Origin of the sequence: Shimia sp. SK013 (assembly GCF_001292625.1) — a bacterium.
In the GTDB taxonomy this organism is placed as follows: Bacteria; Pseudomonadota; Alphaproteobacteria; order Rhodobacterales; family Rhodobacteraceae; genus Shimia.
The window spans coordinates 1-15,684 of the sequence record NZ_LAJH01000003.1 but is presented as its reverse complement, the minus strand read 5'-3'; the positions used below and the strand labels follow the sequence as shown (position 1 = coordinate 15,684).

Below are 15,684 nucleotides of genomic sequence, written 5' to 3'. Positions count from 1 at the left end.
CGATCCGCGAAGGCGGCCGCACTGTTGGTTCCGGCGTTGTGTCCAAAATTGTTGAGTAATAGCGCGTAGCGCTGTTACTGCGACAGGGTATCCGCGCCTAGCGCGCGGATGTTCCGAAAGCGAGTAATCAGTCTTTTATAGACTTACGGAAGGGGCTGCCATTTGGCGGCCCCTTTTGCGTTTGGGAAAGAAGAATTGTGCGTGTATTCTGAGCGCGAATAGGTGACTTTCTATTTCCAATTATTGCGGTAATGTTTCGGTGGCGAAGACAAATAAAGCTAATGGTTGAATGATTACTCTGAAACTCTCACTATTTTCGATTCTGCTTGTTGCGGCGCCCGCTTTGGCCAAGCCTTTACTGACCAGTAGCGAGGACACATATGAAAGCGTGTGCCTGAACTATGGGGATACGCCTGACCGGTTGATCGCAATCTGCACCCGCGCACTTCAGGCCACTGGTGCCACTCCGGTCCAGCGGATTGACATGAAAGATTCGCTGGCCTGGGCACATTATAATTTGGACAATGTGCAGGAAGCGGAGCGCCTGTTTGCGGAGATGTTGGCCGAAGATCCCAAGTCACCTTTGGCGCTCGTAGGGTTGGGCTGGATGGCGTATGATCGGGACGATTACGAAACCGCAGCGGAGAGTTTTGGCTCAGCGGCGGAGATCCGGCCGGAGGAGCAAGCCATCGCGGGCTTGGGTAGCAGCCTGTATCGGCTTGGAAAACTGCCGATTGAGGATGCGCTTGGTTATCTGGATGCGGCGCTGGCCATTTCGCCGGAGTACTACTGGGCGATGCGGCAAAAGGGTTGGCTGCTTTCGGCAGAAGGGCTTTCTGCGGACGCAGTTGCAGCCTTTGAAAAGGTGCTAGAAGTCAACCCTGACGATACCAATGCGATGTATGGTGCGGGCTATGTGTTGTCGAGAGACGACCAATGGCAAGAGGCTTTGCCCTTTGTAAACCGCGCGTTGCAACACAAGCCGGATTTCACGACAGCCCTGTCGCGCAGGTCGCTGATTTTGCTAAGTCTGGGTCGGCCCGCTCAGGCGTTAAAAGACGGAGAACGCGTGATCGAATTGAGGCCAAATGACAGCGATGGCTTTGTCCGCGTCGCGCGGGCACAATCCGCACTTGGCCGAACAAAGGACGCCATCGCAACGCTGGCAAAGGCCGAGAAGATCGTGGGCTACGACGGATATCTCTTTTATTGGCAGGCGGATTTGCTGTCAGATGCGGGAGATACCGATTTGGCTGTGAAAAAACTGGAGACAGTGATCGCCGCGGGAGATGCGGACTACTATGACCACGAATTGCTGTCGGTGATCCAGTTGGATTCGAAGCGTTTTCTGGAGGCCAGAAAAACTGTGGACAAGGCTTTGACGCTTTATCCGCTTGAACCCCACCTAATGTATTATGACTCGCTTATTCTGATAGATGAACAAGAGTACGCGCAGGCGGAGGCCCGGTTTGATGAGGCCGTAGCGGCTGAGCTTCCGGTGGAACGGCTGTCCAACTTTCTGAAACGGCTGGTGGGTGCATCACGCTATCTCCAGGCGGTGAAGATGCGGGTGCGCTATTCCTCGTTGGAGGACTAACCAGCCATTGGTCGCGGGTTTTCCGAAGGTTTGCCCAGCTTGATATCGGCGGCGTCGGTGATCTCGTCCAGTGACGCCTCTAGGCTGAGGCGCAGGGCTTCGACTTCCTGCTCGCTGGGTTTACGCGGCACGTCTTGCGACCATTCCTGGCAGGTAATGACGCCTCTCGTAAAAGGGAGGGGCAACATTTGCTTGTCCCACGTCGGCAAGCGAAGCACGCGTTTCTGGGCGAAGGCCACGGTGAACACCCGTGCGCCCGAGGAGCGTTTCCAGACGATCGGCACGGTAGAGGAAACGCGTGCGGGGCCGCGTGGGCCATCAGCAGCAATACCTACAGAGCAACCTTGCTTGATGCGCTTGAGCACCTCGCGAGACAACGTGACGTGGCGCTTGTGGCTCGACATGGGAATGGTTTCCCAACCCAGTCGCACAAGGATCTGTCCGGCAAGGCGCCCTGCACGTGCAGCAGAGGTCAGGGCGCAAATTCTCGCGCCCTCGGGTGCATTAAACATGTAAGGTGCCATGATAAGGCGTTGATGCCAAACTACAAAAATCACAGGTTCACCACGGGAAACGCAGGCGTCCATTTCTTCGCAACCTGTGCGGGTCCACCGCGAAGTTCGAAAGGAAAATCGCACGTAAGCCGCAAACATGCCCTCGATGGCGCTGTTGAAGCGCGGATTGTTGGCGATTGATTTTCTGATAGTTTTCAGGCTCACGGGGAAATTCTCGTTGGCAATTTTGGTTCGTCATATAGCGCGCCACTCGCCAAGGCCAGAGCCGTAGCAAATTGCGCGATTTCCCTCTTGCCTATGCTGCATGGGTGGCTTAGGACATTCGGCACATTAGGGGTATAGCTCAGTTGGTAGAGCGACGGTCTCCAAAACCGTAGGTCCCGGGTTCGAACCCTGGTGCCCCTGCCATTTTCAGGAAATTTGAAGACTTACGGCTGATCCGCAAGACGGGTGCGCGCAACGTCGAGTTTCAAGTGTGCGACCTGCATACGATGCAATGCTTTGTCGCGCGCATCGTAAAGCCGGCGCATGCGCGATCCGGGTGCGCCAATGTTGGAAATTTTACGGCTGACGGTTCCGGGGAACAGCGTGCGAGCGTGGCCAAGCGCCCTTCGCCATGCGAAATCGGCTGCGGTGTAGCTTTGGCTGGCCTGAACAAACAGACGACGACGGGTTTTCAGATCCGGGTGCATGTCGGGACCCCTTTTTGCAAAAATCGAGTGCAGATGGTGTGTCGTGCCGAGCAGTGCAGAGCGCGTGGCTCTGGCCCCAGGATAGGAAAACCAGGCTTTGTTCGTCAACGCACGGTTTTGCGACGGGTATGATACAAGCGCAATTTTTGTGTCGAAATCAGGTGTTATCCGCGCCCCAATCAGCGTCCTGCATTTCGCGCAAGCGAGATGCGGTGCGCTCAAACTCAAAGGTGCCTTCGCCTTCGAGATAAAGCATTTCCGGCTCTGCTGCAGCAGAGCAGATCAGTCGAACTTTGGCCTCGTACAAGGCGTCAATCAAAGTGACGAAGCGCTTGGCTTCGTTGAAGTTATTGCGGCTGAGAGTAGGGATGTCTTCGAGCACTAGGACCTTGAGAGCGTCGGCGATGGCGAGGTAATCACCAGGGCCGAGCATCTTGCCACACAGGTCATAGAACGTAGCGCGGCCCACGCCATTGCGGAATTTGGGGATCTCGACCTGCCGGCCCTTGACGGTGATCACCAAAGGTTCAGCACTGCCGCCGGTCAAATCGTTCCATATTGCATTGATTTGGTCGCGTGCTTCGATGCTGGCCTGCACAAAATAGACCTGTGAGCCTGCCAAGCGATTCTGTCTGTAGTCCGTCGGGCTGACCAGCTCCCAGACACGCATCTGTTCTTTGATGAGCGCGATGAAGGGGAGGAAAAGCTGGCGGTTGAGGCCATGTTTGTAGAGGTCATCCGGTACGCGGTTGGAGGTGGTCACGATGACGGTGCCCGCGGCGAAGAGTTGCTCAAACAGGCGGCCAACAATCATCGCATCGGTGATGTCGGTGATCTGCATTTCGTCAAAGGCCAACACGCGGACGGAGTCGGCGACCGCCTTGGCCACGGGCGCAATGGCGTCCTCAACGCCCTGCTTTCGGGCCTCGTGCATGGCGCCGTGGATTTCCTGCATAAATGCGTGAAAATGCACGCGACGCACGGGCACGTCCAAACTGTCGACAAACAAATCCATCAACATGGATTTGCCGCGTCCCACGCCACCCCAAAAGTAGAGCCCCTGTATCGGATCCGACGTGGATTTGCGGAACCAGTTTTTCTTGACCGGTTTGGCCAGCTCTGAGCGAATCCGCTCAAACTGCGGCAAAACCGCTTCTTGAGCGGCGTCGTAGTGCAGTTCGCCGGCGGCGATGCGGGCGGCGTAGATTTCGGGCACGGTGGTCATAGATATGGCCTTAGCCCAACTGCGCCGCGAGGAAAAGGCACCAGTGGCGGTAGATAAGAGTGTGTGATGCTTTGGTAAACAAATGCTGAATTGACCGCGGCCACGCGCGCCGCCTAACTGTAGATTGCGCGAAGAGGAGAGAGACCATGCAGGCACGCACGCCGTTGTTTACCCCCGTTCTGATTGTTGGGTGTATCATTGTTTTGGTCAGCTTTGCGGTGCGGTCGAGCTTTGGCGTGTTCCAAATCCCAATTGCGCAGGAATTTGGCTGGCTGCGCTCTGAGTTCTCGCTGGCGATTGCAATACAGAACCTCGCGTGGGGCATCGGTCAGCCGATATTCGGCGCCATTTCCGAAAAACTCGGGGACAAAAAGGCGATCGTGCTCGGGGCGGTCGTCTATGCAACCGGGTTGGTCCTGTCATCGTTCGCTGTGACGCCAGAGGCGCATCAAGTCTATGAGATCCTTGTGGGATTTGGCATCGCGGGAACCGGGTTTGGCGTGATCCTTGCGGTTGTGGGCCGTGCCAGTTCTGATGAAAACCGGTCGATGTCGCTGGCGATTGCCACGGCGGCGGGCTCTGGTGGGCAGATATTCGGGCCACCTCTGGCACAATGGATGCTGTCCTTTTTGAGTTGGCAGGAAACCTTCCTTGTGTTTGCGGCACTGATCCTTGCGATGGTGGCGTTGTTGCCTTTGATGCGGGCGCCAGCGGCCAGCAAGGTTGAGGTGCAAGAAAGCATGGGCGCGACGCTTTTGCGGGCGTTTCGTGACCCGTCTTATACGTTTATTTTTGTTGGCTTTTTTAGCTGTGGCTATCAGCTTGGATTTGTCACAGCGCATTTCCCGGCGATGATCACCGAGATGTGCGGCCCAATCGCGCCGGGAAGTATGTTGGCCGGGCTCGGGGTCACCTCGACATCGGCGTTGGGTGCAGTTGCGATTTCGCTGATTGGATTGGCCAATATTGGTGGCACGCTGTTGGCCGGTTGGGCCGGCAAACACTATCAGAAAAAGTATTTGCTTGCAGGTGTTTATACTGGTCGCACCATAGCTGCGGCGGCGTTTATTATGATGCCGATTACGCCGATGAGTGTGGTTGTTTTCTCGCTTGTGATGGGGTCACTTTGGCTGGCGACGGTGCCTTTGACCTCCGGTTTGGTGGCGCATCTTTATGGGCTACGGTTCATGGCGACGCTTTACGGAATTGTCTTTTTCTCCCATCAGCTTGGCAGCTTTCTTGGCGTTTGGCTTGGCGGGCGGATGTATGACGCGCATGGCGATTATACGATGGTCTGGTGGATTGGCGTGGGGGTGGGCGCGTTCAGCGCGGTTGTGCATCTGCCAATTCGCGAGCGCCGCGAGGCCGTGGCAGCATAAGGCGCGCGACTCAGGGACAAGCGGCTGGTTAAAGGCCAAAAAGGCGATCTGCAAAGCGACAGTAATGCGTCGGTATTGCGTCGGTGTCGTTCCGCCGTGGGGCCGTGTTAAGGTGGCGGGTGTTGCGTTTGCGGGCTTTTAACTACAGCCCGTGTGCAAGCCCTCCCGCGCTACTTTTGAAACTGATCCAGAATGTAGCTGCTGGTCATCAAGTCGAGATGCGCGCCGCCGCCGTTCTTGAAGAGCGTGATGTCGTCGTTTGCGTAGCGCTGGAAGGCATCAAGTTTGTAATAATCCGCCAAGACGTCCGCACGAGTGATGACGCCGTCGCCCAGCGGGATCTTCAGTTCTCCGATGTGGTCCAGCGTTGTGTCGAAGCTGTCGACAAAAATCTGGGCGCGTTGCAGGGCGACATCGTCGATTTCGCGCATGTCAGGGCGGTAGGCGCCGATCAGGTCGATATGTTGGCCCGGTTGCAGCCAGTCACCGCGCAGAGTGGGTTCGGTGGACATGGTGGCAGAGGTCACGATGTCAGCCTCACCCACAGCGGTTTCAAGATCCGTTTCGACAGTCAGCCCGTCGATTTCGGCGGCCATTTTTTCGGCATTGGCCTGCGTGCGGTTCCAGACGGTGAACTGCGCGTTTGGGAAGGCAGCGGAGTAGGCGGCGTGCAGATTGCGGCCAACGGTGCCTGCGCCGACGATCAGGATTTTGGAGCTGTCAGGTCTGGCCAGACGACGGGCAGCCAGAAGGCTGTCACCAGCGGTCTTCCATTTGGTCACGAGGTGGAAATCCAGAAGAGCAGCGAGAATACCGTGGGCGTCATCAAACAGCGTGACCGCGCCGTGGATCATGGGCACATCCCGGGACGGATTGTCGGGAAAAACGGTGGCGGATTTTACCGCGATACCCAGCCCGTCAATCCACGCCTGACGCTGTAGCAGCGTGTCTTTGCCACGATAGAGAAAGCTGTCGGAAATTTCCGCCTTTGGTCGTTGGTGGCCTGCAGCAATAGCGTCGGTCAGTCCAAGCCAGTCGAGGTTTTTCTCGCCGTCTGCGAAATTGATGATGGTGGTCATTTGGCTTCCTCCGATGTCAGCAGGCCTTCGGCCACCAGCCTGTCAGCCCAGCCTTGGGGGTGATCAAACAGGTGGGTTTTCCAGCCGCGCGCGGCGGCGGCGTCGATATTCTCTGGACGGTCATCTGCAAAGATCAGGCGGTCGGGGGCGATGCCGCTGTCGGCCTCGACATGGGCGTAAATCGCGGGATCGGGTTTGATCATCTTGAGCCGACCGGAGACGTATTCGCGGTCAAAGCGGGTGAGGAACGGATAGACGGCTTGGCTGAGCGGGAAGTTGTCATGACCAAAATTTGTGAGCGTAAAGAGCGTCACGTCTTTGTCGGCCAGCGCGTTGAGCAATCGCACGGAATGCGGGATTGCAGGTGCGGCGAGGTCGTTCCAGTTGTCGTTCCACATACGCAATTCGCGCGCGTAGTCGGGATACTGCGGGATCAGGCCTTCGATCATGGCGGGCAGTGAGGCGCCTGCGTCGATTTCGGCGTGATGGGTGTGAATGTCGGTGTCGGCAAAAAACGCGCGGCGGCGGGCCTCGCCCACAGTGCGGTCATAGAAGTTTTCGGGCTGCCATTCGATCAGCACGTTGCCGATGTCAAAAACGACGGCTTGGATATTGGTCATGGTTCGTCTGTCTCTGCTCGGTCCCGTTGTGTTTACCCTAAGGGGCGCATGGGGGAGTTGAAAAGGGTTAACGACGTGCGCGGGGCCGATCAGGGCCGGTGTCGATCTCTGTGCGGGCTTCTCGCCAGAACACAAACAGGCCTGAGCCTATGATCAGCACCATGCCGATCCAAGTGGTGGGCGCGGGCCATTCGCCAAAAATCACCACGCCAAAGGCGACACCCATCGGCATGGCGATATATTCGAGCGGTGCAATCATGGATGCCTCGGATATGCGGTAGGCTTGGGAGATAAAGAAGCCGCCCATGGCAGAAGCCACGCCCAGAAGGGCGAGAATCCAGTAGTCCCCAGAGTCCGGCCAATGCCACGCGCGTAGCAGGAAGTCGGTGATCTCGGGGCCTGACCCTTCGTAGGCGCCATGGCCGAGCGTGAGGCCAACGATGGATGACACAATCACAAACACGATCTGAATGTAGACCGACATGGTGGCCGCGCTTTCAGTGTTGCCGATTTTGCGCGTCAGCACGTGCAACATGGCGTAGGCAAACGCGGCGGCGAAGGGGAACAGCAGGGCGACGTTGAACTCGTCAGCACCGGGGCGGATCATGATCAACACGCCGATCAGACCGGCGCTGACGGCGGCCATACGGCGGGGGCCGACGTGTTCACCCAACAGCAGCGCGGAAAAGGCGGTGATCAGCAGGGGCGAGACAAAGAAGATCGCCATGGCATCGGCCAACGGCAGAACGGCGAGACCGAGAAAGAAGGTCGTGTTGGCGGCAACCACGCAAAGCCCGCGCAGCAGGTGCATGCCGAGGCGTTTGGTGCGCAGAACGGAAAAGCCGCCTTGGAATGGAACGATGACGATCAACAGGATGCCAAGGCCGATCAGCGAGCGAAACAGCACAATCAGGTGCAGGGCGTAGTCGCCCGACAGGAATTTGATTGCGGCATCATTGAGCGAGAAGAAAAACACAGCAATGATCGCGGAAAGGGGCCCAAGAGGGATGCGGCTGAACATGTGTTCACTTGGGCGGTGTTTTGCGGTGGCTGTCTAGAGAGAAAACGACATGGGGGAAATTTGTTTTGTTGCAGCAGGGCCTAGCCCCGTGCCGCCGCTCTGAGTTCGCGCTCCAATGCTTCCAGAAACCTTGAGCGGTCTGTTTTGGTAAAGCCCTTACCGCCACCTTGGCGGAACGGGTCGGCGGCGCGCAGGTCGGCCATCAGGTCGCGGGTTGCGAGAACGTTGCCGATGTTGGCGGCTGTCAGCGCTTCGCCGTTGTGTTTGAGAACCCGCGCGCCCGCCTCGACACATTTGGCGGCCAAGGGGATGTCGCCGGTGATCACCACGTCGCCTTTGGTGGCGCGGTCCGCGATCCACATGTCGGCCACGTCAGGGCCTTCGGGCACAATCACGTTTTCCACCAACGGATTTTGCGACGGGCGCAAGCCGCCGTTTGAAACCACGTAGATCTGAACTTTGTGGCGGGTGCCAACGCGTTCAACCTCGGCTTTGACCGGGCAGGCGTCGGCATCGACATAGATGGCTGTCATGGCTTAGTCCGCGTAAAGCGCTTCGGCGTGGAAGGCGACGTGCTCTTCCATGAAGGTCGAAACAAAAAAGTAGCTGTGGTCATAGCCTTTTTGCAGACGCAGGGTGGCTTCTTGACGGCGCTCTGCGACGGCTGCGGCAAGCGCTTCGGGTTTCAGCAGATCAATGAACTGATCGTTGGTGCCGGTGTCCACCAGAACGGGTCCGTCAAAACCTGCGGATTGCATCATCAGCGTGGCGTCGTGGCGTGCCCACGCGGCCTCATAGTCCCCCAAGTAAGCCGACAGTTGCTTGCGGCCCCAGTCCGACGCGGTCGGGTTACAGATCGGTGCAAAGGCGGAGACGGATTTGAACCGGCCTGGCAGGCCCATCGCCATGGTCAGCGCGCCATGACCGCCCATCGAGTGGCCCATGATGGATTGGCGCGACATATCCAGTGCGAATTCCTCTTGCAGCATCGAAGGCAGGTCTTCGGTGATGTAGTCCCACATCTGGTAATGCGGCACCCAGGGTTTCTGCGTGGCGTTCACGTAAAACCCGGCGCCTTTGCCAAGGTCATAACCGTCATCATCCGCCACATCATCGCCACGCGGCGATGTGTCGGGAAAGACCAACGCGATGCCTTGCTCGGACGCCCATTGCTGCGCTCCGGCTTTGACCATGGCGTTTTCATGCGTGCAGGTCAGGCCCGACAGATACCAAAGCACGGGCACCGGTGTGTGTTGCGCCTCTTCAGGCAGAAACAGGCCAAACGTCATCTCGCAATGTGTGGAGTGGGACTGATGGGTGTACACGCCCTGTGTGCCGCCAAAGGCGCGGTTTTCCGATACGATCTGCATGATGTGCTCCATAACCCGGCTGCGTTCGGGTCACGATGTCAGAGTTGCAGGGACCATGCAATGACCGCCGAAACGGTGCCGATTGAGAACGCTGTGGAAAACAGGATTGCAGCTGAGACACGGTGCGGCGCGACACCGTAGTGCTGTGCCAGCATATAGACGTTTCCGGCCACTGGCAGGGCCGCGGCGGCGATCACAACCGAGGCCGAGTAGGCGTCGATTGGAAACAGCCACAACACGGCGATGGCGACAAACAGCGGGTGCAAAACCAGTTTGCAGAAGGTCAGCCAAAGCGCCACCTCGACCCGTTCCGCTGATTTGGTGGCAAGCGAGGCGCCAATCGCAAACAGCGCGCCCGGCGTCGCCGCGCCGCCAAGAATAGCGAGGAATTCGTTCATCGGACCCGGGATTGGAATTTCCAGGGCTGACCAGACAAACCCAAGTGAGATCGCCACAATCATCGGGTTGCGGATCAAGCCGCCCCCAACAGTGCGCAGGATGCCAAGGCTCATGCGGCCATCACGAGAGCCGGTGATCAAAATCACGATGAGGCTGGAGAACACAATCAGATCGACGGCGAGCACCATCATCACCGGCCCAATCGCCTCGGGCCCCATCAAAAGCGTCAACATCGGCACACCAAGGAAACCCGCGTTGCCGATCACCGCGCATTGCCCCTCGACGGCGGCGGTGGCGACATCCTGTTTGCGCAGGAAGGCGACGACGGTGGCGAGGCCATAGACCACGGCGCAGCCCCAGAGATAGCCCCCCATCAACCGCCAGTTCAGAACCTCGGCGAGGCTGAGATTGGCGGCAAACCGGAACAACATCGCGGACAGGGCAAAAAAGAACACGAATTTGGTCAGATAGGCGGTCGCCTCAGCCGAGAAAAACCGAGTCCGCCCGGCCCAGTAACCCAGACCGATGATGGCAAAAAACGGCAATGTCTTCAGAAAGATCGGCAGCATCCCTCTGCCTAACACGGTGCGCGCGGATGGCAAATGCACAAGCCCGGCTTTTTGTTCCCGAAATACCTTCGGGGGGAGGCGCCCGAAGGGCGGCGGGGGGCAGACAGCCCCCTTTTTGCATCGGGGTTGGCGCGGCGCTTGCTGAAACTGAACTGACCAGTTTATATTCAGATATCGCAACCTGAACGCTAGGCGCAATGAACAACAACTCACCCATCATCCGCAAAGGGCGGAAATATGATCAGGTGCTGGACGGCGCCCGTGATTTGTTCATGGCGCATGGGTTTGAAAGTATCGGTGTGGACGACATCGCCCGGCACGCAGGCGTGTCCAAGGCAACGCTTTACAGCTATTTCCCTGACAAGCGGATGTTGTTTATGGAGGTCGCGCGTGTCGAATGTGCGGCGCAGGCCGAACAGCTTGAGGCTGCGGTGGATTTTGAACTGCCTATTGGCGAAGTGCTTGGCGTGGTTGGGCGTGGGTTGCTCGGGATCGTCCTGAGCGAGTTTGGCCGCAACATGTTTCGGGTCTGCGTGGCCGAAGGCGAGCGGTTCCCGGAGTTGGGACAGCAATTTTTCGAGACCGGGCCAAAGATCTTGATCGAACGGATGTGTGAGTTCTTGGAGGTCGCTGAGGCGCGGGGCGAAGTCATCGTTGAGGACCGCGAACTGGCCGCAGACCAGTTTCCGGAGCTGTGCAAGGCGGGCGTGTTCCTGCGGCTGGTGACCGGAGTGCAGACCGAGTTCTCGAAGGAAGAGATTGACCGCGTGGTTGATGGCGCGGTGGAGATGTTCATGGCGCGGTACGGCGTTAAGGCGGGCTAGATCGCCTAAACGTCATTTTGATGGCGCCACCTATCATTGGACAGGCGTCATACTGACTGCCAGACTGGGCGGATGATACGTCTTTTTGGAACCGGTATGCTGGCCGCGGCGGCCTTGGCTTTCAGCGTCAGTTCTCCTGTCGCGTCTGTTGGCGCCTGCGCGGTTGATGCGATGCTGGTGTTTGACGGCTCCACATCGATGGGCGAGATCAATTTCGAAACAGGCCCGAACACCCGCATCGTAGAAGCGCGACAGGCGGTCCGGCGGGCGATGCCGGACATTGAGCCCCATCGTCGCGTGGGTTTGCTGACATATGGGCCGGGATCACGCGGCGCTTGCGACAATGTCACCCTGCGGTTTGCTCCAACCGTGCAGTCTGCCAGTCCGGTTATAGAGGCCGTTGATGGCTTACGGCCAGACGGATTGACCCCGTTGACAGACGCTGTGCGGCAGGCGGCCGAGGAATTGGAGTATCGCAGCAGCGCTGGCGTTGTCGTGCTTGTCACGGATGGCAACGAAACCTGCGGGGGCCGTCCTTGCGAACTTGCGCGGGAGTTTCGGGCGACGGCGCGGGATTTGGTGGTGCATGTGATCGGATTTCGCGCCGAAGTGGATTTCTTTGCGTGGAACAATCCGGAGCAGGATCCGTTAGACGCCACATCTGTTGCGCGGTGTTTGGCGGATCAGACCGGGGGGCTTTTTGTCACGACGGAGACTGTGGACGAGCTTGTGGCCGCCTTGCAACGCACGTTGGGCTGTCCAGTGATTGGCTAAAGGGGCGCAGTGTGAAAGGACGCGCCCTCACGAGAGCGCGTCTTTTTTCTTTAGGTGCTTTAGAATTCAACCACAGCGCGGATGGATTTTCCGGCGTGCATCAGATCAAAGCCTTCGTTGATCTGATCGAGCGACAACTTGTGGGTGATCATCTCGTCGATCTCGATCTTGCCGTCCATGTACCAATCCACGATGCCCGGCACATCGGTGCGGCCCTTGGCGCCGCCAAAGGCTGTGCCTTTCCAGACGCGACCAGTCACAAGCTGGAACGGACGGGTGGAAATTTCGGCACCCGCAGGCGCCACGCCGATGATGACAGACACGCCCCAGCCGCGGTGGCTGCATTCCAGCGCGTCGCGCATGACCTGCACGTTGCCGGTGGCGTCAAACGAATAGTCCACGCCGCCGAACGTGTCCTTCTCGGTTTTGGTCAACTCGACAATCTTGTCGGTCACCGATTGATCACCAAGCTTGGACGGGTTCACAAAGTCGGTCATGCCAAACTTGCGGGCCATGACTTCTTTGTCGTCGTTCAGATCAACGCCGATGATCTTGTCGGCACCTGCCATGCGCAGGCCCTGAATGACGTTCAGACCAATGCCACCAAGGCCGAACACAGCCGCAGTCGAGCCGATTTCAACGCCTGCAGTATTGATCACTGCGCCGATCCCGGTGGTGACGCCGCAGCCGATGTAGCAGATTTTGTCAAACGGCGCGTCATCGCGCACTTTGGCCAGCGCGATTTCCGGCAGAACGGTATGGTTGGCGAATGTGGAACAGCCCATGTAGTGATAGATCGGCGTGCCATCCAGCATTGAAAAACGCGAGGTGCCGTCAGGCATCAGGCCCTGACCTTGGGTGCCGCGGATCGCGGTGCAGAGGTTGGTCTTGCCGGACAGGCACGCGTGGCATTCGCGGCATTCCGGCGTGTAAAGCGGGATCACGTGATCGCCGGGTTTCAGCGTGGTGACGCCTTCGCCGACTTCCATCACAATGCCTGCGCCCTCATGGCCCAGAATGGACGGGAACAGCCCTTCGGGGTCCGCACCCGAGCGGGTGAATTCGTCGGTGTGACATAGGCCCGTGGCCTTGATTTCTACCAGAACCTCACCCTTTTTGGGGCCTTCAAGGTTCACTTCCATAACTTCCAATGGTTTGCCGGCTTCGAGAGCCACTGCGGCACGGGTGCGCATCATTTCGCCTATCCTCCCTGAATTTTCCAAAGCGTGGTTGAAACCCGCGGGCTTTGCAACCTTGTATGACCATGATGACAGGCTGTTGCCGTCGCCTCAACAAGGGGGCGAAGCAATCGGGTTGGTTTGCGACAAAGACATGTGATTCAAGGAGTTTTCGGCATGGGTATTAAGACGTTGGTTGTGGCAGTTGCGTCAGTGGTGACGGTTGCAGGATGTTTCGGGGCCGAAGACGTGGCCGAAGCCCAGGGCAGCGAGATCTGCGAGCCGGAAACGTTTGAGTTTCTGATTGGCCAGGACAAATCCGCGCTGGAAGGTGTAACGGTGCCGGAAATGCTGCGTGTGATGCAAGACGGGTCGCCCGCGACGATGGATTTCCATGAAAACCGTTTGAACGTGATCCACGATACCGACGGCAAGATCGTTGCCGTGACCTGCGGGTGATCATGGGTCTTGTCCTGCGTTGCGCTATTTTCGATAGACTTTGTGACAAGCGCCGCAGCTGCCGCCGAGCGAGCGCATAGAAGCGGCGAGCGCGGCTTGATCCGTGAAGTCCAGCGCGTTCGCAGTGGCCTTGAGTGCGTCGCCTTTGGCTGTGAAATCTTCCCAGTCGGTCCAGATGTTGGGCAAGGCTTCGGATTTCGGGTCGGTGGCCTCGGCCTCAAAGAGCATTGAGATTTTACCGGACTGGGTGACGATGGTGTCGCGCGCCATGCGGGCTTTGGCCTGATGCAGGGTTGTAGTGCCTTTGGCCATGTCGCCCAGCGTTTTGGTGGCTGCGCCAATGGCGGCCATGCTGTCCATGCGGGCCATGACTTGTGGGTCTTTGACGCCATCATGGGCCAGCAGCGGCGTGGCAATCAACAGAGCGGCAATGAGAGGTGTGGGGCGCATGGAATGTCCTTTGGTGTTGGTTGCTCCTACAGCAGCCCAAAGAGGGTCTGGGAATCAAGCAAAAAATGTGAGAACATAAAGTGAACAAATATCACGAAACCGTTCCGGCTGCTGCCTATGCCAAACCGTCGTATCCTATCGCTCTGGTTTCCAAGATTGGGGGCCGAACGCCTGCTCCGGATGGAGCGAGGCACGTTTGACGCGCCTTTGGCGGTGCTGCGCGACACCGGCCAGATGCAGGTGATTTCTTCGATGAATGTGCAGGCCGAGGCCGAGGGGCTGACGCTGGATCAGCCGTTGCGCGATGCGCAGGCGGTCTGTCCGCAGCTGATTACGCGGCTTAGGAATGTGCAAGCCGAGGCGGCGTTTCTAAAGGTTCTCAGGCGCTGGGCGGGCAAGTTCAGCCCCTGGGTGGCGGAGGCACCGCCTGATGGGTTGGTGATTGATGTGACCGGCTGCACGCATCTGTTTGGCGGAGAGCAGGGGCTGTTGTCGCATGTGGCGCAGGATTGCAATGATCTGGGGCTGACAGTGCGGGCTGGTGTGGCGGATACGTTGGGCGCGGCTTGGGCCCTAGCACGGTTTGCCGCGCAGCCCGGAGCCTCGCATCGCAGCGGGGACGACATCGATCAGGAGGCGCCGGCAACGCGGTCGCGCGCGGTCAAGCGGCGGCATTGGACGCGGGGCGGCACGCCGCCGCCGGTGGCAAGTGGCGTGGCCGATGTGGGCCAGATTGCGCCACCCGGTCAGGCGCATTCGGTGCTGGCGGATTTGCCGGTGGCGGGCTTGCGCCTTGAAGGCGACACACAGGCGGAGCTGGCGAGGCTGGGTCTGCGGCGGATTGGGGATTTGACCGGCCAGCCCCGCGCGGCGCTGGCGCGACGGTTTGGCAAGGGACTGGTGCTGCGGCTGGATCAGGCGCTGGGCAGCGCGCCGGAACCTGTCAGCCCTGCGGCGGTGGAGGCAACCTTTGCCGTCAGGATGACCTTGCCCGATCCGATTGGATTGGAAGACGACGTCTGGGCCGCGATTGACCGGCTGTTGCCGCCGCTGTGCGCACGGTTGCGGGACAAGGGCAAAGGCGTGCGGGTGGTGCGGTTGCAGGTGTTTCGCGCGGATCAGACCATGCAGGGGGTTGAGGTCGGGCTGGCGCGGGCGAGCGATGATCCCGACCGGTTGCGGCCTTTGTTGCGGATGAAGCTCGATGATATCGACGCGGGGTTTGGCATCGACATGCTGCGCATCGAGGCGCTGCGGGTGGAACCGCTGCATGCGCGTCACACGGCGGGGCATCTTGAGGCGCGGCAGGCGGCCACCAAGCGTCTGTCACAGGCGCATGTGATTGACGATCTGGTGGGGCGTATTGGGGCGCGCGTCGGGCTTGAGCAGATCACCCGCCGTCATCCGGGGGCGAGCCACATCCCCGAAAAAACCGCCCAGATGCAGCATGCGGCGTGGTCGGAGCCTTGGCGGGATGAGTGGCCCGCGCCGACGGTGGCACGGCCGTTGTTGATGTGGCGGCCCGAGCCGGTG

17 protein-coding genes and 1 tRNA gene are annotated in these 15,684 nt (G+C 58.9%); 7 read left to right on the top strand and 11 right to left on the bottom strand.

What is annotated here, in order from left to right; all coding sequences use genetic code 11:
- The first annotated feature begins 289 nt into the window (after positions 1-289).
- The gene (locus SHIM_RS00125; protein WP_054000593.1) at positions 290-1,597 is read left to right on the top strand and encodes a tetratricopeptide repeat protein; all 1,308 of its coding nucleotides are present in this window, start codon (positions 290-292) and stop codon (positions 1,595-1,597) included.
- On the opposite strand, the gene SHIM_RS00120 is transcribed toward SHIM_RS00125, so the two are convergent.
- On the bottom strand, positions 1,594-2,250 hold the full coding sequence (locus SHIM_RS00120) for a lysophospholipid acyltransferase family protein (protein WP_054000596.1): 657 nt from the start codon (positions 2,248-2,250) through the stop codon (positions 1,594-1,596). The genes SHIM_RS00125 and SHIM_RS00120 overlap by 4 nt on opposite strands.
- A gap of 194 nt (positions 2,251-2,444) precedes the next feature.
- Here SHIM_RS00120 and SHIM_RS00115 point away from each other — a divergent pair.
- Positions 2,445-2,520: transfer RNA gene (locus tag SHIM_RS00115), tRNA-Trp, on the top strand.
- A gap of 20 nt (positions 2,521-2,540) precedes the next feature.
- On the opposite strand, the gene SHIM_RS00110 is transcribed toward SHIM_RS00115, so the two are convergent.
- A complete protein-coding gene (locus SHIM_RS00110) occupies positions 2,541-2,804 on the bottom strand; it encodes a hypothetical protein (RefSeq protein WP_054000592.1) in 264 nt (87 codons plus the stop codon).
- Positions 2,805-2,961: 157 nt separating this feature from the next.
- Positions 2,962-4,029 carry a cell division protein ZapE gene (gene zapE, locus SHIM_RS00105; protein ID WP_054000591.1) on the bottom strand — a complete coding sequence of 356 codons (1,068 nt, stop codon included), beginning with the start codon at positions 4,027-4,029 and terminating at the stop codon, positions 2,962-2,964.
- Between the two features lie 146 nt (positions 4,030-4,175).
- On the opposite strand from zapE, the gene SHIM_RS00100 reads away from it, so the two are divergent.
- The gene (locus SHIM_RS00100) at positions 4,176-5,408 is read left to right on the top strand and encodes an MFS transporter (protein WP_054000590.1); all 1,233 of its coding nucleotides are present in this window, start codon (positions 4,176-4,178) and stop codon (positions 5,406-5,408) included.
- 170 nt (positions 5,409-5,578) lie between these two features.
- Here the strand turns inward: SHIM_RS00100 and SHIM_RS00095 are convergent, their stop codons facing one another.
- The 6 genes from SHIM_RS00095 to SHIM_RS00070 form a co-directional block, all read right to left on the bottom strand.
- Positions 5,579-6,487 (bottom strand): ornithine cyclodeaminase family protein, encoded by a 909-nt coding sequence (locus SHIM_RS00095; RefSeq protein WP_054000589.1) that lies wholly within the window; start codon positions 6,485-6,487, stop codon positions 5,579-5,581.
- On the bottom strand, positions 6,484-7,107 hold the full coding sequence (locus SHIM_RS00090) for an HAD family hydrolase (protein WP_054000588.1): 624 nt from the start codon (positions 7,105-7,107) through the stop codon (positions 6,484-6,486). Before SHIM_RS00090 ends, SHIM_RS00095 begins: the two co-directional genes overlap by 4 nt.
- Positions 7,108-7,174: 67 nt before the next feature.
- A complete protein-coding gene (locus SHIM_RS00085; protein ID WP_054000587.1) occupies positions 7,175-8,128 on the bottom strand; it encodes a DMT family transporter in 954 nt (317 codons plus the stop codon).
- Positions 8,129-8,208: 80 nt separating this feature from the next.
- Positions 8,209-8,661: a YaiI/YqxD family protein gene (locus SHIM_RS00080; RefSeq protein WP_054000586.1), complete on the bottom strand. Its 453-nt coding sequence runs from the start codon at positions 8,659-8,661 to the stop codon at positions 8,209-8,211.
- Positions 8,662-8,664: 3 nt separating this feature from the next.
- Complete coding sequence (gene fghA, locus SHIM_RS00075; RefSeq protein ID WP_054000595.1) at positions 8,665-9,498, bottom strand: S-formylglutathione hydrolase; 834 nt, start codon at positions 9,496-9,498, stop codon at positions 8,665-8,667.
- Positions 9,499-9,536: 38 nt separating this feature from the next.
- Positions 9,537-10,466 carry an AEC family transporter gene (locus SHIM_RS00070; RefSeq protein WP_054000585.1) on the bottom strand — a complete coding sequence of 310 codons (930 nt, stop codon included), beginning with the start codon at positions 10,464-10,466 and terminating at the stop codon, positions 9,537-9,539.
- Between the two features lie 197 nt (positions 10,467-10,663).
- Here SHIM_RS00070 and SHIM_RS00065 point away from each other — a divergent pair, with 197 nt between their 5' ends.
- Together SHIM_RS00065 and SHIM_RS00060 are read left to right on the top strand one after the other, a co-directional pair.
- Positions 10,664-11,290, top strand: a complete 627-nt coding sequence (locus SHIM_RS00065) for a TetR/AcrR family transcriptional regulator (protein ID WP_054000584.1) — start codon at positions 10,664-10,666, stop codon at positions 11,288-11,290.
- Positions 11,291-11,362: 72 nt separating this feature from the next.
- Positions 11,363-12,064 carry a vWA domain-containing protein gene (locus SHIM_RS00060; RefSeq protein WP_054000583.1) on the top strand — a complete coding sequence of 234 codons (702 nt, stop codon included), beginning with the start codon at positions 11,363-11,365 and terminating at the stop codon, positions 12,062-12,064.
- Between the two features lie 59 nt (positions 12,065-12,123).
- Here SHIM_RS00060 and SHIM_RS00055 read toward each other — a convergent pair whose 3' ends face one another.
- Positions 12,124-13,257 (bottom strand): S-(hydroxymethyl)glutathione dehydrogenase/class III alcohol dehydrogenase, encoded by a 1,134-nt coding sequence (locus SHIM_RS00055; RefSeq protein WP_054000594.1) that lies wholly within the window; start codon positions 13,255-13,257, stop codon positions 12,124-12,126.
- A 162-nt stretch (positions 13,258-13,419) separates the two neighbouring features.
- Between SHIM_RS00055 and SHIM_RS00050 the strand changes: the two genes are divergently transcribed.
- A complete protein-coding gene (locus SHIM_RS00050) occupies positions 13,420-13,701 on the top strand; it encodes an I78 family peptidase inhibitor (protein ID WP_054000582.1) in 282 nt (93 codons plus the stop codon).
- 24 nt (positions 13,702-13,725) lie between these two features.
- Here SHIM_RS00050 and SHIM_RS00045 read toward each other — a convergent pair whose 3' ends face one another.
- Positions 13,726-14,151, bottom strand: a complete 426-nt coding sequence (locus SHIM_RS00045; protein ID WP_054000581.1) for a c-type cytochrome — start codon at positions 14,149-14,151, stop codon at positions 13,726-13,728.
- A 117-nt stretch (positions 14,152-14,268) separates the two neighbouring features.
- Between SHIM_RS00045 and SHIM_RS00040 the strand changes: the two genes are divergently transcribed.
- The coding region (locus tag SHIM_RS00040; RefSeq protein ID WP_082358193.1) for a Y-family DNA polymerase at positions 14,269-15,684 on the top strand (1,416 nt) is incomplete at its 3' end.